Origin of the sequence: Pectobacterium zantedeschiae, assembly GCF_004137795.1 — a bacterium.
Classification (GTDB): Bacteria; Pseudomonadota; Gammaproteobacteria; order Enterobacterales; family Enterobacteriaceae; genus Pectobacterium; species Pectobacterium zantedeschiae.
Genome location: NZ_NWTM01000001.1, coordinates 2,170,605 through 2,189,609, shown reverse-complemented (window position 1 = coordinate 2,189,609; position 19,005 = coordinate 2,170,605). Strand labels below are relative to the sequence as shown.

At 51.4% G+C, this 19,005-nt stretch carries 16 protein-coding genes; 6 read left to right on the top strand and 10 right to left on the bottom strand.

The window, feature by feature from the left end; all coding sequences use genetic code 11:
* The first annotated feature begins 37 nt into the window (after positions 1-37).
* Entirely contained in the window at positions 38-1,840 is a 1,803-nt protein-coding gene (locus tag CLR69_RS10005) for an ABC transporter ATP-binding protein/permease (RefSeq protein WP_129712550.1), read from the top strand.
* The gene (locus CLR69_RS10000; protein ID WP_242451576.1) at positions 1,746-4,079 is read left to right on the top strand and encodes a DPP IV N-terminal domain-containing protein; all 2,334 of its coding nucleotides are present in this window, start codon (positions 1,746-1,748) and stop codon (positions 4,077-4,079) included. The genes CLR69_RS10005 and CLR69_RS10000 overlap by 95 nt, the downstream gene beginning before the upstream one ends.
* On the opposite strand, the gene CLR69_RS09995 is transcribed toward CLR69_RS10000, so the two are convergent.
* The 3 genes from CLR69_RS09995 to CLR69_RS09985 all read right to left on the bottom strand — a co-directional run bounded on the left by CLR69_RS09995 (position 4,076) and on the right by CLR69_RS09985 (position 8,412).
* A complete protein-coding gene (locus CLR69_RS09995) occupies positions 4,076-4,837 on the bottom strand; it encodes an AAA family ATPase (protein ID WP_129712549.1) in 762 nt (253 codons plus the stop codon). The genes CLR69_RS10000 and CLR69_RS09995 overlap by 4 nt on opposite strands.
* Before the next feature lie 29 nt (positions 4,838-4,866).
* Entirely contained in the window at positions 4,867-5,238 is a 372-nt protein-coding gene (locus CLR69_RS09990; protein WP_129712548.1) for a hypothetical protein, read from the bottom strand.
* 222 nt (positions 5,239-5,460) lie between these two features.
* The gene (locus CLR69_RS09985) at positions 5,461-8,412 is read right to left on the bottom strand and encodes an autotransporter serine protease (protein WP_129712547.1); all 2,952 of its coding nucleotides are present in this window, start codon (positions 8,410-8,412) and stop codon (positions 5,461-5,463) included.
* A 229-nt stretch (positions 8,413-8,641) separates the two neighbouring features.
* On the opposite strand from CLR69_RS09985, the gene CLR69_RS09980 reads away from it, so the two are divergent.
* The 3 genes from CLR69_RS09980 (at position 8,642) to CLR69_RS09970 (ending at position 11,596) form a co-directional block, all read left to right on the top strand.
* Positions 8,642-8,869: a DUF1272 domain-containing protein gene (locus tag CLR69_RS09980; protein ID WP_129703505.1), complete on the top strand. Its 228-nt coding sequence runs from the start codon at positions 8,642-8,644 to the stop codon at positions 8,867-8,869.
* A gap of 167 nt (positions 8,870-9,036) precedes the next feature.
* Positions 9,037-9,654 carry an esterase gene (gene ypfH, locus CLR69_RS09975; RefSeq protein WP_129703507.1) on the top strand — a complete coding sequence of 206 codons (618 nt, stop codon included), beginning with the start codon at positions 9,037-9,039 and terminating at the stop codon, positions 9,652-9,654.
* A 271-nt stretch (positions 9,655-9,925) separates the two neighbouring features.
* A complete protein-coding gene (locus CLR69_RS09970; protein WP_129713370.1) occupies positions 9,926-11,596 on the top strand; it encodes a methyl-accepting chemotaxis protein in 1,671 nt (556 codons plus the stop codon).
* Positions 11,597-11,695: 99 nt separating this feature from the next.
* Here the strand turns inward: CLR69_RS09970 and CLR69_RS09965 are convergent, their stop codons facing one another.
* From CLR69_RS09965 to CLR69_RS09940, 6 genes are all read right to left on the bottom strand, one after another.
* A complete protein-coding gene (locus CLR69_RS09965) occupies positions 11,696-12,874 on the bottom strand; it encodes an acetyl-CoA C-acetyltransferase (RefSeq protein ID WP_129712545.1) in 1,179 nt (392 codons plus the stop codon).
* 11 nt (positions 12,875-12,885) lie between these two features.
* Positions 12,886-13,533, bottom strand: a complete 648-nt coding sequence (locus tag CLR69_RS09960; RefSeq protein WP_129703513.1) for a 3-oxoacid CoA-transferase subunit B — start codon at positions 13,531-13,533, stop codon at positions 12,886-12,888.
* Positions 13,533-14,189 carry an acetate CoA-transferase subunit alpha gene (gene atoD, locus CLR69_RS09955; protein ID WP_129703515.1) on the bottom strand — a complete coding sequence of 219 codons (657 nt, stop codon included), beginning with the start codon at positions 14,187-14,189 and terminating at the stop codon, positions 13,533-13,535. Before atoD ends, CLR69_RS09960 begins: the two co-directional genes overlap by 1 nt.
* A gap of 165 nt (positions 14,190-14,354) precedes the next feature.
* Positions 14,355-14,654: an AtuA-related protein gene (locus CLR69_RS09950; protein ID WP_011092873.1), complete on the bottom strand. Its 300-nt coding sequence runs from the start codon at positions 14,652-14,654 to the stop codon at positions 14,355-14,357.
* Positions 14,654-15,994 carry an acyclic terpene utilization AtuA family protein gene (locus tag CLR69_RS09945; protein ID WP_129703517.1) on the bottom strand — a complete coding sequence of 447 codons (1,341 nt, stop codon included), beginning with the start codon at positions 15,992-15,994 and terminating at the stop codon, positions 14,654-14,656. Before CLR69_RS09945 ends, CLR69_RS09950 begins: the two co-directional genes overlap by 1 nt.
* 60 nt (positions 15,995-16,054) lie before the next feature.
* Positions 16,055-17,377, bottom strand: a complete 1,323-nt coding sequence (locus tag CLR69_RS09940) for a CitMHS family transporter (RefSeq protein WP_129712544.1) — start codon at positions 17,375-17,377, stop codon at positions 16,055-16,057.
* 473 nt (positions 17,378-17,850) lie between these two features.
* On the opposite strand from CLR69_RS09940, the gene CLR69_RS09935 reads away from it, so the two are divergent.
* Positions 17,851-18,750: a LysR family transcriptional regulator gene (locus tag CLR69_RS09935; RefSeq protein ID WP_129703521.1), complete on the top strand. Its 900-nt coding sequence runs from the start codon at positions 17,851-17,853 to the stop codon at positions 18,748-18,750.
* A 63-nt stretch (positions 18,751-18,813) separates the two neighbouring features.
* Here the strand turns inward: CLR69_RS09935 and CLR69_RS09930 are convergent, their stop codons facing one another.
* On the bottom strand, positions 18,814-19,005 hold the full coding sequence (locus CLR69_RS09930; RefSeq protein ID WP_015839454.1) for a YpfN family protein: 192 nt from the start codon (positions 19,003-19,005) through the stop codon (positions 18,814-18,816).

Genomic DNA, 19,005 nt, shown 5'->3' with positions numbered 1-19,005 from the left:
ACGGCCATTCACGCGAATCAGCAGGTAGAAACGACGCATGAACGCAAGCGAGACGAGTACGACAAGACCGGGCATCGGCCAGATTCTGATGCCCTATTGGCTGACGCCGGAGAAATATCTGGCGCTGTTTATTCTGGCGGTGATTATTAGCATTAATCTGGGGACAGCCTATATCAGCGTGGAGGCGAACCGGATATCGGGGAAATTTACCGATGCGTTGATAGGTCTGGATTGGGAGCAAATAAAACCGCTGTTTATCTTCAGCTTCGTACTCGGTCTGGGTGCGATGATGCTGAGGTGGACAAATGTACTCGCTCAGGGATATCTGGCGTTGCGTTGGCGTACCTGGATGACGCTTGATTATGTTCGGCGTTGGACAGGGACATCGGCGTATTACCAAATAGAAAGGGATGGTACGCTGACGAATGTCGATCAGCGTATCGCCGATGACGTTAACGAACTGGTGTCGGCCTCGCTGAATTTTCTTCTCAGCATTATCTCGGTCGTCATCAGCACTGTCACCTACACCGCACTATTTTGGTCGGTGTCCGGGGTGCTGCGCTTCTCGTTCATGGGCAGTGACTGGGCGATACCCGGCTATATGGTTTACGTTCTCTATATTGAATATTTCCTACAGGTTGGACTCTCACACTGGCTTGGCAAAGCGCTGATCAAACTGAATATGAACCAGCAGAATGCGGAAGGAGACTTCCGCTTTTTGGGGGTTCAAATTCGTGAAAACGCGGAACAGATTGCCTTCTACCAAGGCGGCACACGCGAAGGGGAACGACTGACCCAGCGGTTTGCCCGCGTGCGCGACAATGCGTTAGCCGTACTGTTACGTGGCTTTAAAGTGTCATTTGGTCAGAGTCTGTTTAGCCATTTCCTTTCTCCCTTACCGACGCTGCTGGCGTTGCCACAACTGCTGCGTGGCGAGATCACCTTTGGCGATCTGACGCGTATTCAGATGGCGTATGGCTCATTGGGCGCCACGCTGAGTTTCTTTATGCAGGCGTATCAGGCCTTCACTCGTTGGCTGGCGTTAACGAAGCGTTTGCAGGATATGGAAGAGGTGCTGAATAAAAGCGAGCGGCAGTCGTCGCCCATTCTGGTGACGGAACAAGATGGGCCTGAATTTTCCTGTCGGGGGCTGAATCTGTTCACACCGGATGGCCGTGCGTTAACGGCGTTGAATCAATGGCAAGTATTACCCGGTGAACGATGGATGGTGAATGGTGTATCCGGGGTGGGTAAGAGCACACTACTGCGCGCCTGTGCTGGCCTATGGCATCACGGTACGGGGGAAATTGTGCGTCCTCGCCACAGACACTATCTATTTTTACCACAAAAAAGCTATCTCCCAACGGGAACGTTGAAAGCGGCACTGTGTTACCCCGGCAACGTGCGGGATTTTACCGACGAGCAGTGTCGGCAGGCTCTGTTCGATAGTGAATTACCGGATATGGTGACGCAGTTGGAGAATGAAGATCGCTGGCAGCATCTGCTATCTGGCGGTGAGCAGCAGCGAGTGGCGATAGCCCGCACGTTGCTGCATCGACCCGATTTTATTTTTCTGGATGAAGCAACCAGCGCGCTGGATCCGGAGACGGAACAGCGGGTTTATCAAGCGCTGGTAAACGCTTTACCTGACAGCGCCATCATCAGCGTGGCACATCGGGAAACGCTGGCTGCCTTCCATACTCATCATTTACATCTGACACCGCTAACCGGAAGTGATAACCATCATGATAGGGAAAACCAGACTGGCGATGACGCGCCACGGTATCAACGTACTGATAGTGCTTTTAGCGAGCGTGGCCTTGCCTGGCGTGGCGAGTGAGTCGCCCGATCTGAACCGCGAGGATTATCGCCGGGTTCGGGAACTGGGACAGTATTACCGGACGCTGGTTGATCATTATCCGGGGCGGATGATATGGCAGTCGGATGGCCAGTCGTTTGTTTATCGTCGCTCGGTTGTTGCCACAGCAGATAGACCCAGTGGTTATGAATTTATGCGGGTGGAGGCCGCCAGCCAGACTCAGCGGCCTGCTTTCGATCACGAGCGTCTGGCACAGGCGCTCAACCCATTACTCACCAAGCCAGTGACGGCGACGACACTGCCGTTTGAACAGATTGATTATAACGAACAGGCAAAACTGTTATTTATCCCTCAAGGGGCACGATTGCTTGGCTGTGATATCCATCTCTATCAATGCCGTGTTGTGTCCGATCTCTCTCAAACCTCGGAGCCCGGTCAGGGTACCCCTCAGTATCAGAGCCGGATATCGCCCGATGGGAAATGGGAGGCGATCGTTGATAATCACAATTTGGTGCTGATCGGTAAGCAGGATGGTGAACGGACCACCATCACGCAGGACGGAACGGCAGAGAATGAGTACGAGATCGAACGATTGAGTTGGTCTCCAGACAGCGCGAGATTAGTACTATTCCGTACTCAGCGGGCTGAAAAACGTTATGTTCACTACATTGAATCCTCGCCCGCAGACCAGTTACAGCCGAAATACAGTCAGATTGCCTACCCTAAACCGGGCGATGCGTGGGATAAGCCTCAGCCAGTCGTGATTGAGGTGGCTTCACGGCGTATTACGGCTATCGATCCGGCTCTGTTTCCAAATCCCTATTCGCTCTCTTACCCCGTTTGGCAGAAGGGGGGGCGTGTTTTCACATTTGAATATAATCAGCGTGGTCATCAGGTATATCGGGTTATTGAAGTGGATAGCGAAACGGGCAAGGCACGCACGATGATTAACGAAACGGCGGACACGTTTATCGATTATATGCCGCTGACAGGGGTTTTGACCGGCAGCGGTAAATATTACCGGCACGATCTGGCTAACGGTACAGAGATCGTCTGGGCTTCAGAGCGCAGTGGGTGGCAGCATCTGTATCTGTATGATGCTGTGACCGGAACAGTGAAAAACGCCATTACCCAAGGTGATTGGGTAGTGCGCGCCGTTAACTGGGTTGATGAAAAGAATCGGGTAATTTACTTCAGTGCATCAGGCATCAATCAAGGTGAAGATCCCTATTACACACACGGCTACAAAATCGGCTTTGACGGTAGCGAGCTGACGGCATTAACACCGGAACCCGCCAACCACACGCTGAATTTTTCACCCAACGGCGATTACTATATCGATACCTACTCGCGCTACGATCTGCCGCCGATCACCACGCTCTATCGTACGGCCGATAATCAAGCCGTTATGCGCGTCAATACCACCGATATCAGTCGCTTGCGTGCCGCTGGCTGGCGTCCTCCGGTTCCGTTCATAGCGCCGGGTAGAGACGGTAAAACCGAAATCTGGGGGCTTATTTATCCGCCACATAATGTTAATGAAGGGGAAAAATATCCTGTTGTTGAGGGGATCTATGCCGGGCCGCATGGCTCTTTTGTGCCGAAAGATTTTTCCTTTTGGCCCGAACCCTTGACCGAATTAGGCTTTGCTGTGGCAAAGATTGACGGAATGGGCACCAATAACCGCTCGCGTGCGTTTCACGATATGGCATGGCGTAACCTCAAGGATGCGGGTTTCCCCGATAGGATTCTGTGGCATCAGGCAGTAGCACGACAGTATCCCTGGTATGACATTGCTCGTGGTGTCGGTATTACGGGGGTTTCTGCGGGCGGGCAGAGCGCGATGGCAGCACTGCTCTTTCATCCTGAATTTTATACTGTCGCGGTGGCGGATTCTGGCAGTCACGATAATCGTATGGATAAAATCTGGTGGAATGAGCAGTGGATGGGGTGGCCGATAGGAAAGGAGTATACGGAGTCTTCCAATGCAGAAAATGCCTGGCGTTTACAGGGCAAATTGTTGCTGATGGTGGGGGAGCTGGATAAAAACGTTGATCCATCCACAACGATGCAGGTTGTCGATCGGCTGATTAAAGCCAATAAGGATTTTGACCTGTTTTATATGCCCGGTGGAGGTCACGGTGTAAGCGGCGGTGCATACGGTCAGCGGCTAATGTGGGACTTTTTTATTCGTCATCTCGCAGGGCGAAAAACACCCGACTGGAATAGCCCGGTGACAGAGCAATCGCCCAGACGCTAAAGGGATTCGCCGATGTTATCATCGGCGAATAAGATATCCATCATACCCTGTGGGTTATTTAAAAACTGCCGCGTGATTTGATAGTGCTCCGTCTCCTGCCACGCAACCTGCTGAATACCCTCTTCACCGAAGTGATAAATAACCGCATTGGGGTAGGCCAGGATAATCGGGGAATGAGTAGCAATAATAAACTGACACCCAGAGTTCACTAACTGGTGGATACGCGCTAGCGCAGTGAGCTGCCGAGTAGGAGACAGCGCGGCTTCCGGTTCGTCCAGCAGATAAAACCCGTTGGGGCCAAAGCGATGGTTTAACAGCGCCATAAACGATTCGCCGTGCGACTGCTGGTGGAGCGACACACCGCCGTAGGCCAGTTGAATCAGGCCGGGATCGATATTTTCTATTTCTGTTGCGACATTGAAAAAACTTTCTGCCCGTAAAAAATAGCCGGTGCGCGGACGCATTATACCTTTGACGATGCGCAGGTAGCTACTCAGGTTAGAATGGGAGTCGCGGGTGCTGAAATTGAAGTTACGCGAGCCGCCTTCCGGGTTGAATCCCATCGCTATCGCCACGGCTTCTAACAACGTTGATTTTCCAGAACCGTTCTCTCCTACAAAAAAAGTAACATCGGGGTGGAAGCGAATCTTTTCGAGATCGCGGATTGCCGGAATGGACAATGGATAATGTTGGGGATCACGTATTTTCTTTGGATGAAAATAGACACGTTGCAGATAGGGTTTGTCACTCTGTTCCACTTTATTTACCTTTCAATGTTGAGGGCATCTTATTTTTTTTCTAATAAAGTGCCTTTATTTGAATGATGGAAGATTTTCAGCGTGATAAAACCAGCAACCAGTAAAATAGTACTGGCTAGTAATGCTTTAATGAGTGGCGGAGAGCTTGAGAAAAATAGGTCGAAAGTAGCCGTAGACAGAGAAAACAATATCGTGATGACGGCAATAGCCATAACGTCATAGGGTGATGTTTTGTGCCTGAAAATTATTGCCTTAGCTGCTAACACGATTATGGCGCCGATGACATATCCAGCGACGGACGCTGCGATACCTGAATAAGGATTATTCTCGATTGCAAAGTAACCTGCGACGAATAGGATTAAAATGCTAGAAATAACAAAGGAGAGAATTATTCTTTTCACGCCGTTTTCCCTTATTGAACTGATTGAGAATTAAGCACCCAGATTGAGTTATTTTACGGCATGTATGAATTTAGGTCTCATGATTAAAGTGGTATAGAACAGAAGAAATATGAATATATACATCGAGCTGCTTGTGGTTAGCTACATTTAAATTCGAGTTTTTCCGTGATGATGGGAATATTATATTGACGCCGACGGAGATGCCGCCAGCGTCATGGGTGGTTAGAAGGAAACGTCGACGCCGCCGCGCAGCACTTCTTCGTTACCGCGATCGGCAAAGTGTTTGTCAGCACGCAAGAAGAAACGTGCATCCGCTGCCTTACCTACGTCTAGCCTCACGCCTGCCCACTGCGAGTCTTTATCCAGTCGAATGCCCGGAATATCGAGGCGCTCGCCTTCACGGCCCAGTCCGCTCCAGCGGGCGGAGACGTCAAGCGATGGGTTAGTAAACGCATGTTGATACTCACCGCTAACACCGATGCTGCTCCACCATCCCTGATTCCATTGCAGCAGGGCGCGCAGGTTAAGCCCCGTCAGACCCACGGTACGGGAATAATCGTTGCCTTCTCCCGTCAGCCCGAATGCGCTGCCGGTATCTGTAAAGCCGCCGGTAGACAGATAGCTGTATTTGAGTCCTGCATAGGGTTGAACGCTAAAGATGTCGTTGATCGCAAATTCGTAGCCGGTCTTGAGCAGGCTCTGCCAGCTATCGCTTGAGGTGCTGCTGGAAACGGCTTCGACATTATTCAATAAGATAGAACGCTTCAGCTTATCGCTGCCGTGCTGATAGCTTAGGTTGCCCTGAATGTACCACTCTGGCGTAAGGTTGTAGCGCGCGTAGGTCATTACCCCATGCAGCTCATTCTCACTACTGCCGCCGCTACCGTCATAGTCCGCTTTGATCTGGCTGTTGGTATAGGCAACCCCGGCGCGTAATCCTGGGGTGTTGAAGTCGGTATCCGTACCGATGGCCGTCAGGGTGATATCGTAATCGCTACCCAGATAGCCGGACTGTCTCAGATCGCCGCGCAGCTTGCCCGTTTCAATCCATAGTCCGTAGTGCTTCCCGCTCCCTAACAGATCCAGCCGGTTGTTTAGGAGCTGGTTCTGATAATCCAGACTAGTAAACAGAATCGCGTTGCTGGAAGCGTGCGCCTGACCGGACAGTGAATCCAGTGCGATGGCTGCGGCTCCCGCGCTGCCCAACTGCTGAAATGCGGCGGCCTTCGCCAACAAGCTGGATTGCTGCTCGCTGGTTGAGGATAAGGTTGACCAGCGGTCGGCAACCTGTAGCGCCGATTCGATATTGGCAGCGGTCTGCAACTGTGCAGCGCTTTGTAAGCCGCTGTTGGTAACCGCGTCTACCGTGTTGAGGCGGCTAAATGCACCTGTCACATCGTTGCTGGCGTAGGTCAGGTTCCCCGTCAGGAACAGGCCGAGATCGACATTACTGAAGGTGCCGCTGACCCCCTGATTGCTGTGCAGTAGTGTTTCTTGAGCCTGAACGATATAGGTGTTGCTGGGGAGACCAACGCGTAATCCGCCATCCAGCACTGCGCTACCTTCAACGGTGAACGGATTGGCTAACGTCACGCTCAGCAGGCCGTTACTGCCTTGGGTATAATTGCCCCCGACGGTCAACCCGCCATCTGCGGTGGTGGCAACGATACTCGTGTTACTCACATTGCCGCCAATACGACCTTTTCCTGCCAGCGTGCCGGAGCCGGATACGCTGGCATTGCCCGTAATTGAACCGTCAACGTACAAACTGTTGGCGGTAATCAGCGTGTCGCCTCTATAGGTGTTACTGCCGGTTAAATGCAGAACGCCTCCCGCATTGCTGGCGCCGTTGACGATGAGACCGTAGTCGCCGCTGATGTCGTTGGCGAAGGTGTAATTTCCTGCTGTCAGGCGGGCGGTAAAATCATCGGCATAAAACATCGCCGGGCCTTTTACCGCTTTCTCGGTATTCAGATCTCCCCAGCCAAAGGTGTCATTGTAGGGCCTGCCGTTGGCGGTGTCGGCGACGGTGGTATAGGCTGGACGGAAAATAACCTCGGTAACATTCCCCTCGCTGTCCCTGATGGTTTCATAGTAAGAATTATCCGCGTCGTATCGTCGATAGCCATCGGTGTGATAGGTCGCGGTAGTAAGCAAGGTCTGTTGCAGGTTATAGCCAGTCATCCACGGGTAGACTGCCTTGACGAGTGATGCGCCGCCTGCAACGCGCGGAGCCGCAAACGAGGTGCCGTGGCTTCGTTCTATTGTGCTGCTGTTGGCAATCGGATAATCGACGTAGCCCGGTGCGCTCATGCAGTAGGCCGCGACATTACCGCAGGCATCAAAGAGATAGAGTTCTGAAGGGCGTGTGGTGCCATCATTGCCTACCCATTCGGGAACATACCCGGTAACGGCTAAAATGCCTTTTTGCAGCGAGGCATCACCAAAAATTAGTGGGATTTGGGTATTGGGCGAGGGAGTGGAACCGGCATTATTCCCCGTGGCGACGATACTCAGCGCTTCGGCGTTAACAATATTTCGTAGGTCACTGCGAACGAGTTGGTAGTCAAGGCTATTGCGGGCAGTCGTCAGTTCGGCGGTGCTGGTGAGCCGTTCCTCCGAAGCATAGGACATATTGATAATTTTTACGCCTGAATTGAGCAGCCAGCTCACCGCATTCGTGGTGTTTTGATAATTAAATCGATTATTTGCCGAGGATTGTGCGATGTAGAGTTCGCTGTCTGGCGCAATGCCTCCCAAATAACGTTCCGTTGCTATTCCTGCAAGCGTCAGCGCCACGAGCGTACCGTGCCCGTTCACGCCCTGATTATCATTGACTTGCGGGTTACCGCCGACAAACGTTGAAAAGTGCAGGTTGCTGTAATTAAATTCCGGGCGAGCCGCTTCAAGACCGGAATCAATAATCCCGACTTTAACGGCAGATGTGGTTGGCGTTTCCGGTGTTGTTGGAGTAGTGGGAGTTGTTGGCGTCGTCGGCGATGGCGACGTTGGCGCGACGCTGGCAGTTTCACCGCCACCACCTCCGCTACTGCCGCAACCTGCCAACATCAGTAATGCGATACTGATATTGGCTGCAATGACGGATTGGCGAAATGTTTTTCTTTTTAACGAAACGTTCTTTTTTAATGAAAATAGCTGCGCTGCTGCTGTCATTTTATTTTCCCTGCATTTTAGAACATAGAGCCGCCTCCCAAATAAAAAGGGATTTGGAAAGTAAGGTTGACGTTAATGCGATGCATTATTTCGGCGTATAAACCTTATTTGCATGAATGACGGTTTCTGGTAGAAAAGAACCTCAGTCTCCTTCACTGATCTTTGTGCAATAACCACAGAAAAGTGACAGCGAGAGCCTCACTATTTTTTGTTGAATTAGGATAAGCCGATGCTGGAATTACGCCCTAACTGTGAACACTGCGACTGTGATTTGCCGCCGGACGCCGAAACGTATATCTGCTCCTATGAATGCACGTTCTGTCCTGACTGTGCGGATTCCGTATTTCATCACGCCTGTCCGAACTGTGGGGGAGGATTGGTCAAACGGCCCGTGCGTCCGGTAAGTTGCCTGACGAACGATCCGGCTTCAACGATCCGCATTATCAAACCGCATTGACAGGGAGAGATTGTGGGAGGCTCCGCCTGTCGTTGCAAAAAATGGAACATCTCGTTCAGTAATTCCCGATTTCTCCTGTCAGTGCGCGGCGTATAGTGAGAATTAACCGTACTTTATGACGAACGTCGCCAGGTGTTGCGTTTGACGCAGGCCTTCAGGAGAAAAACATGAATCAAGATTATGTTGTTGTTCAGCAACCCTCAGAGGCAAATCGGTTAATTCTGTTGTTTCATGGTGTGGGCGATACCGCCGCTGGTATGGCGCAGATTGGACGCTATTTTGCCGCTGCATTACCGCAGGCGATCGTGATCAGTATTGCCGGGCCGTTCAGCACTGGCTATGGCGACGGGCGGCAGTGGTTTTCTGTTCAGGGCGTCACGGAAGAGAACCGGTTATCCCGAATTGAAGCAAACCTGCCGCGTTTTGTTGATACCGTGCGCCACTGGCAGGAACAAAATGGCATTAGTGCGGAACAAACCGTGCTGGTGGGTTTCTCGCAGGGGAGCATCATGTCGCTGGAAGCGTTGAAGTCTGAGTCCTCGCTGGCTGGGCACATTGTTGCCTTCAGCGGTCGCTTTGCCGTTTTGCCAGAAAAAGCCTTTGCTGATGTCGCGGTGCATCTGATTCACGGTGAAGCAGACGGCGTTATTGTGGTTGGGCATGCTCATGCTGCCGCTCATCGCTTTCAGGAACTCGGGACGTCGTTTACGTTGGATATCGCACCCGGTGTCGGGCACGGTATTGATGAACAAATGCTGAAGCAGGCGCTGGCTTATCTGAAATAAGATAATCTATCAGATTATCTTATTGGTGATTGTTGATGCGGCAGCGCTCGTTATCATTACGTACGGTATACATAATGATTTGTCGGCGCTGCCTCAATTCAAAATAAAGGATATATTTTGTAGGTGAGGTTTTATCCATATTTAAAATAATATAATCCATATATGGATGTTAAATAATATAGGCAATGTTTTTATTTGTGTTGAGTGTTCAATATTTCCTTTATTTTTTCGGATATAACTATCACATCCTTATGGAAAAAGAGGGTGTGCCATGTTTAAGCGTATTAAAGTCATTACCATCCTTGTCATTTTATTGTTTGTATTAGGAATATCTCAGTTTTTAACAGGGGCGCTATCCGTTCGGGCATTGATGAACGATAGAGATAGTTTCCTTGTTTCTCAACGCTCTAACCAGAATGTGGCCGCCTTTACTGATGCCTGGATTATGATGAACCAGACACGCATCGCTATCGGTTCAATTATACAAAACATGATGATGGGGAATGCGGATAAAGAGGCCATGCAGGCACTTTTACAGCAGGCCAAATCACAGTTGGCTGCCTCAGAGAGTAGTTATAAACATTATTTGTCTCTGCCTAATACGCCCGGATTGGATGAAGCATTATCCAAAAAACTTGAGGCAAGCTATACCGCTTATGACAAGCTACTGAATGATATTGTGGATTCGCTTTCCGGTGGGTTAGCGGGAGCAGCGATGAAATTGAGCAGTGGGGCGACACCGTTTAACGTGGCAATGCAGGACGCTTATATTACGTGGCGTGCGGCACAAAATCAGTTGTCGGATGACGGCTTACAGGAAAACCACGTCGCATTTGAAACCATGCTGTGGCTCTTAGGCGCACTCTCCGTGGTTGTCGTGCTAGTGATTATCCTCAGTTGGATCGGATTACAGCGTATTCTTCTGCACCCGCTGCGTACGCTCATGCGGCATATCAGTGCTATCGCCGAGGGTAACCTGACGCATCATATTGATACCGCAGGCCGTAATGAGATGAGCCAATTGGCGGCGGGGTTGCACCATATGCAGCAGTCATTAATCCGCACCGTGAGTCTGGTGCGCGACAGTTCCTACTCCATTCATTCTGGAGCGAGTGAAATTTCGGTGGGCAGCAACGATCTGTCTTCGCGTACGGAGCAACAGGCCGCCTCGCTACAGGAAACGGCGGCCAGCATGGAGCAGCTAACCGCAACGGTGAAACAGAATTCAGACAACGCACGTCAGGCCACGCTGCTGGCAAAAAATGCATCGGAGACGGCGAATAAAGGTGGCGCTGTCGTCGATAATGTCGTGAAAACGATGAATGAGATTTCTGATAGCTCACAAAAGATCGCCCACATTACCAGTGTGATTGATAGCATTGCTTTCCAAACCAATATTCTGGCACTGAATGCGGCAGTAGAAGCGGCGCGAGCGGGGGAACAAGGACGGGGCTTTGCCGTGGTAGCGGGTGAAGTCCGTACGCTGGCACAGCGCAGTGCTCAGGCTGCTAAAGAGATTAAAGCGCTGATTGACGATTCGGTTAGCCGTGCTCATACCGGTTCTGTGCAGGTTAAAGACGCGGGCGATACGATGAAGGAAATCGTCAGCGCCGTGAGCCGGGTAACGGATATCATGGGTGAAATCGCGTCGGCGTCGGATGAACAAAGCCGGGGGATCGATCAGGTCGGGCAGGCGGTTAATGAAATGGACCGCGTCACGCAACAAAACGCCTCGTTGGTTGAGGAATCGGCTTCTGCCGCGGCGGCATTGGAAGAGCAGGCCAGATTTTTGCAGAACGCAGTTGAGGTGTTCAAAATTAATCAGGCGGCCGCGCAGGAACACCGTGCGGCGAGCGCACCTTCTCTTACTGCATTACCAAAATCGCTGTTGCCCAAACCCACGTCTGCCGGATCAGCGAATGCAAATTGGGAAACGTTTTAACCGAGGAATCGTGCTGCTGCTGATCGAAACGTGTAGCACGAACAAAGCAATGCAGGCCGTAATGGCCTGCATTGTCGTTTTAACCGGGAACAACCCGCTTTAAACGCGCTCGACGATCATCGCAATACCTTGTCCGCCGCCGATGCACAGCGTCGCCAATCCCAGCGTTTTGTTATAGCTATGCAGCGCATGTACCAGCGTGACGAGAATACGCGCACCGCTCGCGCCGATAGGGTGGCCCAGCGCAATTGCGCCGCCGTTGACGTTCACTTTTTCTGGATCGAGTTGCAGGTCGCGCTGTACGGCCAGGAATTGTGCGGCAAAGGCTTCATTCGCTTCAATCAGGTCGATATCACCGATCGTCAACCCAGCCTTTAGCAAGGCTTTCTGCGTTGCCGGAATTGGCCCCAGCCCCATCACCTCACTCGGCACCCCAGCAGATGCCCAACTGCGGATCCGCGCCAGCGGGGTAATCCCCTGTTTTTTCGCTTCGGATTCACGCATTAACACCAGCGTCGCGGCAGCATCGTTAATGCCGGACGCATTACCTGCGGTGACGGTGCCATTCGCGGAAAACGCCGGACGTAACGCGGCCAGCGATGCCAGTGTGGTGTCTGCACGAGGGAATTCATCCCGATCGAAAATCCGCGTCTCTTTTTTGCTACGCAGTGACAGCGGGGTAATTTCGGCTTTGAAGCGACCCGCTTCAATCGCGGCGACCGCTTTCTGCTGCGATGCCAGCGCCACCAGATCCTGTTCTTCTCGCGTGAGTTGGTAGCGTTCGGCGATATTTTCCGCCGTGGTGCCCATGTGGTAATCATTAAACGCACACCACAGGCCATCGTTAATCATGATGTCAACGAGCTTGCCGTCTCCCATGCGATAACCGTGGCGCGCTTTTTCCAACAGGTAAGGCGCGGCGCTCATGTTTTCCATCCCACCGGTCACGCAGACCTGATTATCGCCGGACAGAATCGACTGGGCACCCAGCACAACCGCCTTCAGGCCGGAACCACACACTTTGCTGATGGTCAGCGAAGGGGTTTCAAAAGACAGGTCCGCAGCCTGGCTGGCCTGATGCGCCGGGTTTTGCCCCAAACCGGCTTGCAGTACGTTACCGAGGATCACTTCATCAATCGCCAGCGTGTCCGGCAGCGTCGACAGGCAGTCACGGATGGTGGCTGCTGCCATGTCGATAGCCGATGTGTTGGCCAGGCTGCCTGCGAATTTACCAATTGCGGTACGTTTGGCATTAACAATAACAACGGAGTCGTTCATGGTTGCCTCGATTAATGAATGCTGAAGGGTTGTAAAGCGGCGGACACGGTGAAGTTCGCCTCGGTTTTTTGGCGCAGTTCGTCCACGGTGATGTCAGGGCTGATTTCGGTCAGCACCATTTGCTGGTCGATAAACTGGAAGACCGCCAGTTCAGTGACGACCATGCTGACTTTATTGGCGGCAGTCAGTGGGTAGGTGCACTGGTGCAATAGCTTCGCATCGCCATTTTTGGCGCAGTGCTCAAGGGCGATGATGACCTTCTTCGCGCCGACAACCAGATCCATCGCGCCACCCATGCCAGGCACCATCTTTCCCGGTACCATCCAGTTGGCGAGGCTACCGTGCTCATCGACCTGCAAGCCGCCCAGCACGCAGACATCGACATGGCCGCCACGAATCAGCGCAAAGGAAAAGGCGCTATCGAACATTGCGGCACCCGGCACCATGCCGCATGCCTGACCCCCGGCGTTAACCAGATTGCCATCCGGCTCGGTAACTGCTCCAAGCCCCAAAAAGCCGTTCTCTGATTGGAAGGTCACTTCGATGCCGTGCGGCACGTAATTCGCCACTTTGGTGGGTAAACCAATGCCTAAATTCACCACGTCACCGTTTTTCAGTTCCAGCGCGACGCGGCGGGCGATTAATTCTTTCGCATCCATTATTTCTCTCCCAAATAAAGGTGATCGACCAGCGCCGCTGGGGTGACAATACATTCCGGCGCAAGTTGGCCAACCGGAATAACCTGCTCACATTGCGCCACGACCTTTTTCGCTGCGAGTGCAATGAGTGGGTTAAAATTACGGGCAGTGAGGTGATAAATAAGGTTTCCGCTGGTATCGGCAATGCTGGCTTGTAATATGGCTAGATCTGCTTTAATTGGCAGCTCTAATAAATAGGTAATATCGTTAATGGTTATTTTTTGTTTATTCTCTTCGACGATGGTACCAACGCCGGTTGGTGTCAGAAAACCGCCTAAGCCCGCGCCGCCGCTGCGAATGCGTTCCGCTAGCGTCCCTTGTGGCACCAGCTCTACGTCAATTTCGCCGGACAGCATACGGCGCCCGGTTTCTGGGTTCGTACCAATGTGTGAGGTAATCAGTTTTTTTACCTGACCGCTGACAATTAACGGCCCAACGCCGGTATCGACAAACCCGGTATCATTTCCAATCAGCGTTAAATCAGAGACGCCGGATTTAATGATTTCATCTACCAATAATTTCGGTGTTCCGACGCCCATAAAACCACCGAACATAATTGTCATTCCGTCAAATAAATAAGAACGGAAATGGCTGGCATCAATGACTTTATTGTTCATTGCATATTTACTCTTAAATAATGACTCTGAAAGTTGTTGCTCTGAAAAATGGCCGCACGAATCCCCGCAGATAAATAAATATCTGCTAATCATGGCGGCACATGTACGTTATTTAGCGGGAACAGAGGGGGGTTAAATAATCTCCATCTGTTCCCTGTTATCGGATTAAATATCGATATCCAGTATGGCCGAGCTTAATCCTTTGCCATGCATGTCCAGCGCCAGCGAGCGCGTGACGCCGCCGCCGAGTGCGCCGTACATGACGAAATTCAGTGCGCCGATGCTGGGTAATTCATAGCGGACGACATCACCCGTCACGATATCGGCAAACCAGGATTTCACTTTTTCGGCAGTGATCTTCTCTTTCAGCACTTCATAATCTTCCGCACGGTAAGCAATCAGCGAAATATTGGAGGTATTTCCTTTATCACCGGTACGAGAGTGAGCAATTTCACGCAGTTTCATTATTTAATCTCCAGATAATCAACGGCTGGTGTGACGCAGGCGCGAGACAGCAGGGTGGAATCCATCGCCAGTATTTCTTTTACTGCTTTGTTAACACCGCCGCCGCCTGCCGGGCCGTTGGTATAGAGCGTTTCAACTTCGTTACCCACTTTGACCGCCTGTGCTCTGGAGGTGCAGCGTGCTGCGACGCGAGCGCGAACTTCATACGGCTCGCTGCTTTGCGACCGCTGTGCGCCGTGCAGTGAATCAACGCCGATCAGGTCGTAGCGCACTTCCTGAGGATCAAGCTGGCACAGCGCAAAACGTCCTTTAACGATATCCAGTGCCAAACGACCACGCGCTACCGCGCCGGGACCGGCGTAAGAAATTTCGCCTTCGCCGATGAACCCATCCTGATAGCCGACAGACACTTTTAAGGTGTCGGTTTTTGCTCGTCCGGTTGCACCCTGTACGCGCACACGGTTCTCACCGTCTTGCGTAAATGTCACGTGGCTGAAATCGGCAATGACGTCTGGGGTGATGTAGCTGTCCGGGCGGTGGATTTCGTACAGCAACTGTTCTTTACAGGTATCCACACAGACACAGCCGCCGGAACCCTCAACCTTGGTGATCACGGCGCTACCATCTTCGGTAATTTCCGCAATTGGGAAGCCCAAACGGTCAAGATTAGGGATATCTTTAACACCCGGGTCGGCATAGTAACCGCCGGTGATTTGTCCCGCACATTCCAGCAGGTGGCCGAGGCAGGTGCCTTTGCCCAAACGATCCCAGTCATCGGCAGCCCAGTCGAATTCATACATCATCGCAGACAGGAATAGAGAGGGATCGGAAACGCGACCGGCGATAATCACGTCCGCACCTTGACGCAATGCTTCAACCAGCGCATCCGCACCCAGATAGGCATTGGCGGAAAGAATGTCTTTGCCGCAGCGTGAAATAGGTAAGCCAATCTCATCCAATTTGGAATCTTGTGCGATCAGCACCGAGTGCACATCGTCACCGGTGACGATCGCAATCTTCAGCTTGTCTGCGCCGAGTTCTTTGGCGATTTCCAATACGCGCTGACCGGCGGCGACAGGGTTAGCCGATCCCATGTTGGTGATGATCTTGATACCTTTTTCCAGACAGAGGGGCAGCACGGCGTGCATGCGGTCGGCCAGTAGTTCGTTGTAGCCTTTTTCTGGATTCTGCTGTTTTTGCTTTTGGCCGATGGCGATAGTACGTTCCGCCAGACATTCAAATACCAGATACTGAATGTCGCCTTTTTGAGCCAGTTCTACGGCCGGTTCGATGCGGTCGCCAGCATAGCCAGCGCCGGAACCAATACGGATTGTTTTCATAAACTTACCTTTATCAATGAAATGTGTCTGTTGGCGTAATCAATGGGAAACTGTATGTCCCTATAAGGGGAAGACCCCGAAGATGACGCAGGCGAACGTCATGATGACGCTGGCGGCCCAGAGCACAGGAATAGAGAATTTCTGGTGGTCGGCGAGATCGACACCTGCCAGGCTGACCAGCAGGAAGGTCGCTGGTGTGAGCGGGCTAACCGGGAAGCCCGTGGTCATCTGTCCTAATACGGAAGCCTGAGCAACCTGAATCGGCGGTACACCCAGCATGTCCACGGTGTGGGCAATAACTGGCATGATGCCGAAGTAGTACGAATCAGGATCGAACACCAGACTCAGCGGCATGGAAATCAGACCGACGATAAACGGAATGTGGGAGGCAAAAGACTCTGGCACAAAGCTGACCGCCGAGAGCGACATTGCTTTCAGCATGCCTGTACCGCTCATGATGCCGGTGAAGGCACCCGCAGCGAACAGAATGCTGGCCATCATCAGTGCGGCTTTGGCGTGGGCGTTAATACGTTCTTTTTGCATTTCAACGTTGGGGTAGTTGAACATCAGCGCCAGCGTCAGGGCGATCATGAAGGCGACCGTCGGTGAAATTTTGGTAAACACCATGGTGCCGATAACGGCAAGAACCAGCGCAATGTTGACCCAGAACATCTTCGGACGACGTAGCGCTTTTTCTGCATCGGTCAGCTCTTTTACATGCTCTTGAGCCGTGATGGATTGCGTACCACCCGCCAGCGGATTACCCGCTGCTAATCCCAGACGCTTCTCTTCTTTCTTGCCCCAGTAATAGCCCATGAGCACCATGAAAGTCAGGCCGCAGACCTGTGCCGGGATGAGCGGAATGAACAGGTCGTGCGTGGTGGTGTTCAACGCGGCAGCAGCACGGATCATCGGCCCGGTCCACGGCAGGAAGTTAACTCCTGCGCTGAGCGCTGTAATGCCGACCAGAATGCGCTTATCCATGCCGAGCTTATTAAACAGCGGCAGCATCGCGGGAATGGTGATCAGAAAAGTGACGGCACCGTTACCGTCCAGGTGTGCAATCAGCGCTAACACGCCTGTACCGATAATGATTTTTACCGGGTTGGTGCCGACCATGCGTAAGATCCCTTTGATAATAGGATCAAACATACCGGCATCGGTGACTACGCCAAAGAAGGCGATGGCAAAAACAAACATCGCCGCCATCGGTGCCAGCTTGGTGATGCCGTCTACCACGTATTTCGCGGTATCGGTGCCACTACCTGCTGCGAGTGCACCGAGAACCGGAATCACGATGAGCGCAACCAAAGGCGACATTCGTTTTGTCATGATGAAAAATAGCAGGGTAGCTATAGTGAGCACCCCGATGAGAGCCAGCATAAAAACTCCTCATTAGTATAATCGTATGGTTTTATTTACAATAAATTAAACAACTCAATAACAATCCATGTAATAATTAACAAATAAAAAATGAATGCTTATCCCAGAGTCATTTGATTTTTTGTCTGCGCTATTTTTATCACCCCTGACCCTCTTTATACTAACTCGTAATCGCAATGGTTTTATTCGTAAATCTGATGGGTTTATTTCATTTGTTAATGAAATTAATTGTTTTGTTTTTCTTATTAATGGCTAATTGATTGATTTGGTTTGCTTAGTTAGGTCTTTTTGTTCAATTGTTTTTTACGCTTTGTGATATTTATCTAAAATGTCCATTTTTATGAATGCCGAACGTTGTTTGAATGGAATTAAATAAATGCGGGAAGGATCATAAAAATAGTAGGTGCCGATCGTTTTCTATTGAATTTGTTCCTTTCTTACCGGAGACTTCATTTTATTTATATAAAAACACTATGAACTTATCGATAAAACAATTACGGGCCTTTATCGCACTGACTGAAACTGATAATTTCACGCGTGCCGCTCAGAAAATAAATCTCTCGCAACCTGCATTTAGTTCATTAATTGCCGGGTTAGAGGAAGAGGTCGGTTATCGACTGTTTGACCGTGATACACGTAAAGTGCAGCTCAACGCTGATGGCCTCCATTTCATTGATATTGCCCGTCGGCTGGTGCAAACCCATGACGATGCCGTTGGTGAAATCAAGTCTTATGCCACGGGGTATAAAGGGAAGATTGTGTTGGCAGTGCTGCCGTCAATGGCGGTGGAATGGTTGCCTCAGGTGCTGGCGCAATATCATCGTGCTTACCCCAAGATAAAGGTTGAACTGCTGGATACGCAGTGGGATCGCTGCCTGAAAGCCGTGTTGGATGGGCGTGCCGATCTGGCATTGACGGCAGGGCAGCCGTCACCGGGAACATTCAGTTCTCGCATGCTGTTCGCCGACAGTTTTTATCTGATTTGCCAGAATTCGCACCCGCTGGCGCAGCGCGACAGTGTTGATGTGGCCGATGTGGCGCAATACCCGTTTGTCGGGTTTTGCAAAGGCACCAGCATTCGGCAGTACACCGATCAGCTTATCGAACCAGAAGGTTTTAACTACGTGCTGGAAGTGCGTCAGTTGACCACCATGATGGGGCTGGTGGCAGCAAATTATGGCGTGAGTATTGTGACGGGGCTGACGCTGTTCCAGTTCCAGCACAAAGATATCGCGATTATTCCATTCCGGGATTTATCATTGCAGCGCGGTATCTATCTGGTAACGGATAAAGAGCGGCAGCTTTCGGTGTGCGCGAAAGAGTTTTATGATTTTCTTCTGGAGCGGGCGGAAAGTTTTGTTCCCGCTGCATGAGAATCCAAACCGCCCGCAGCGCGGGGCTTAGCTCGCGTGCAGGCAGTTTGGCGATGACAGGAGTCAGGGTTTTTTCTTCGGCCAGTCGTCGTCTTCATCGTCCCATTTATCGTTGTTGTCACGATGTGGGGGCAATTTCGGTTTATTGAGCAGAAAACGCGTATGGTCAACGTTACGCAATTCTTTGATGCCGTTAATCAGCATGCCTATCAGGATAATCAGGATTATCCACCAGTAATCAGCCAGCCATGCCAT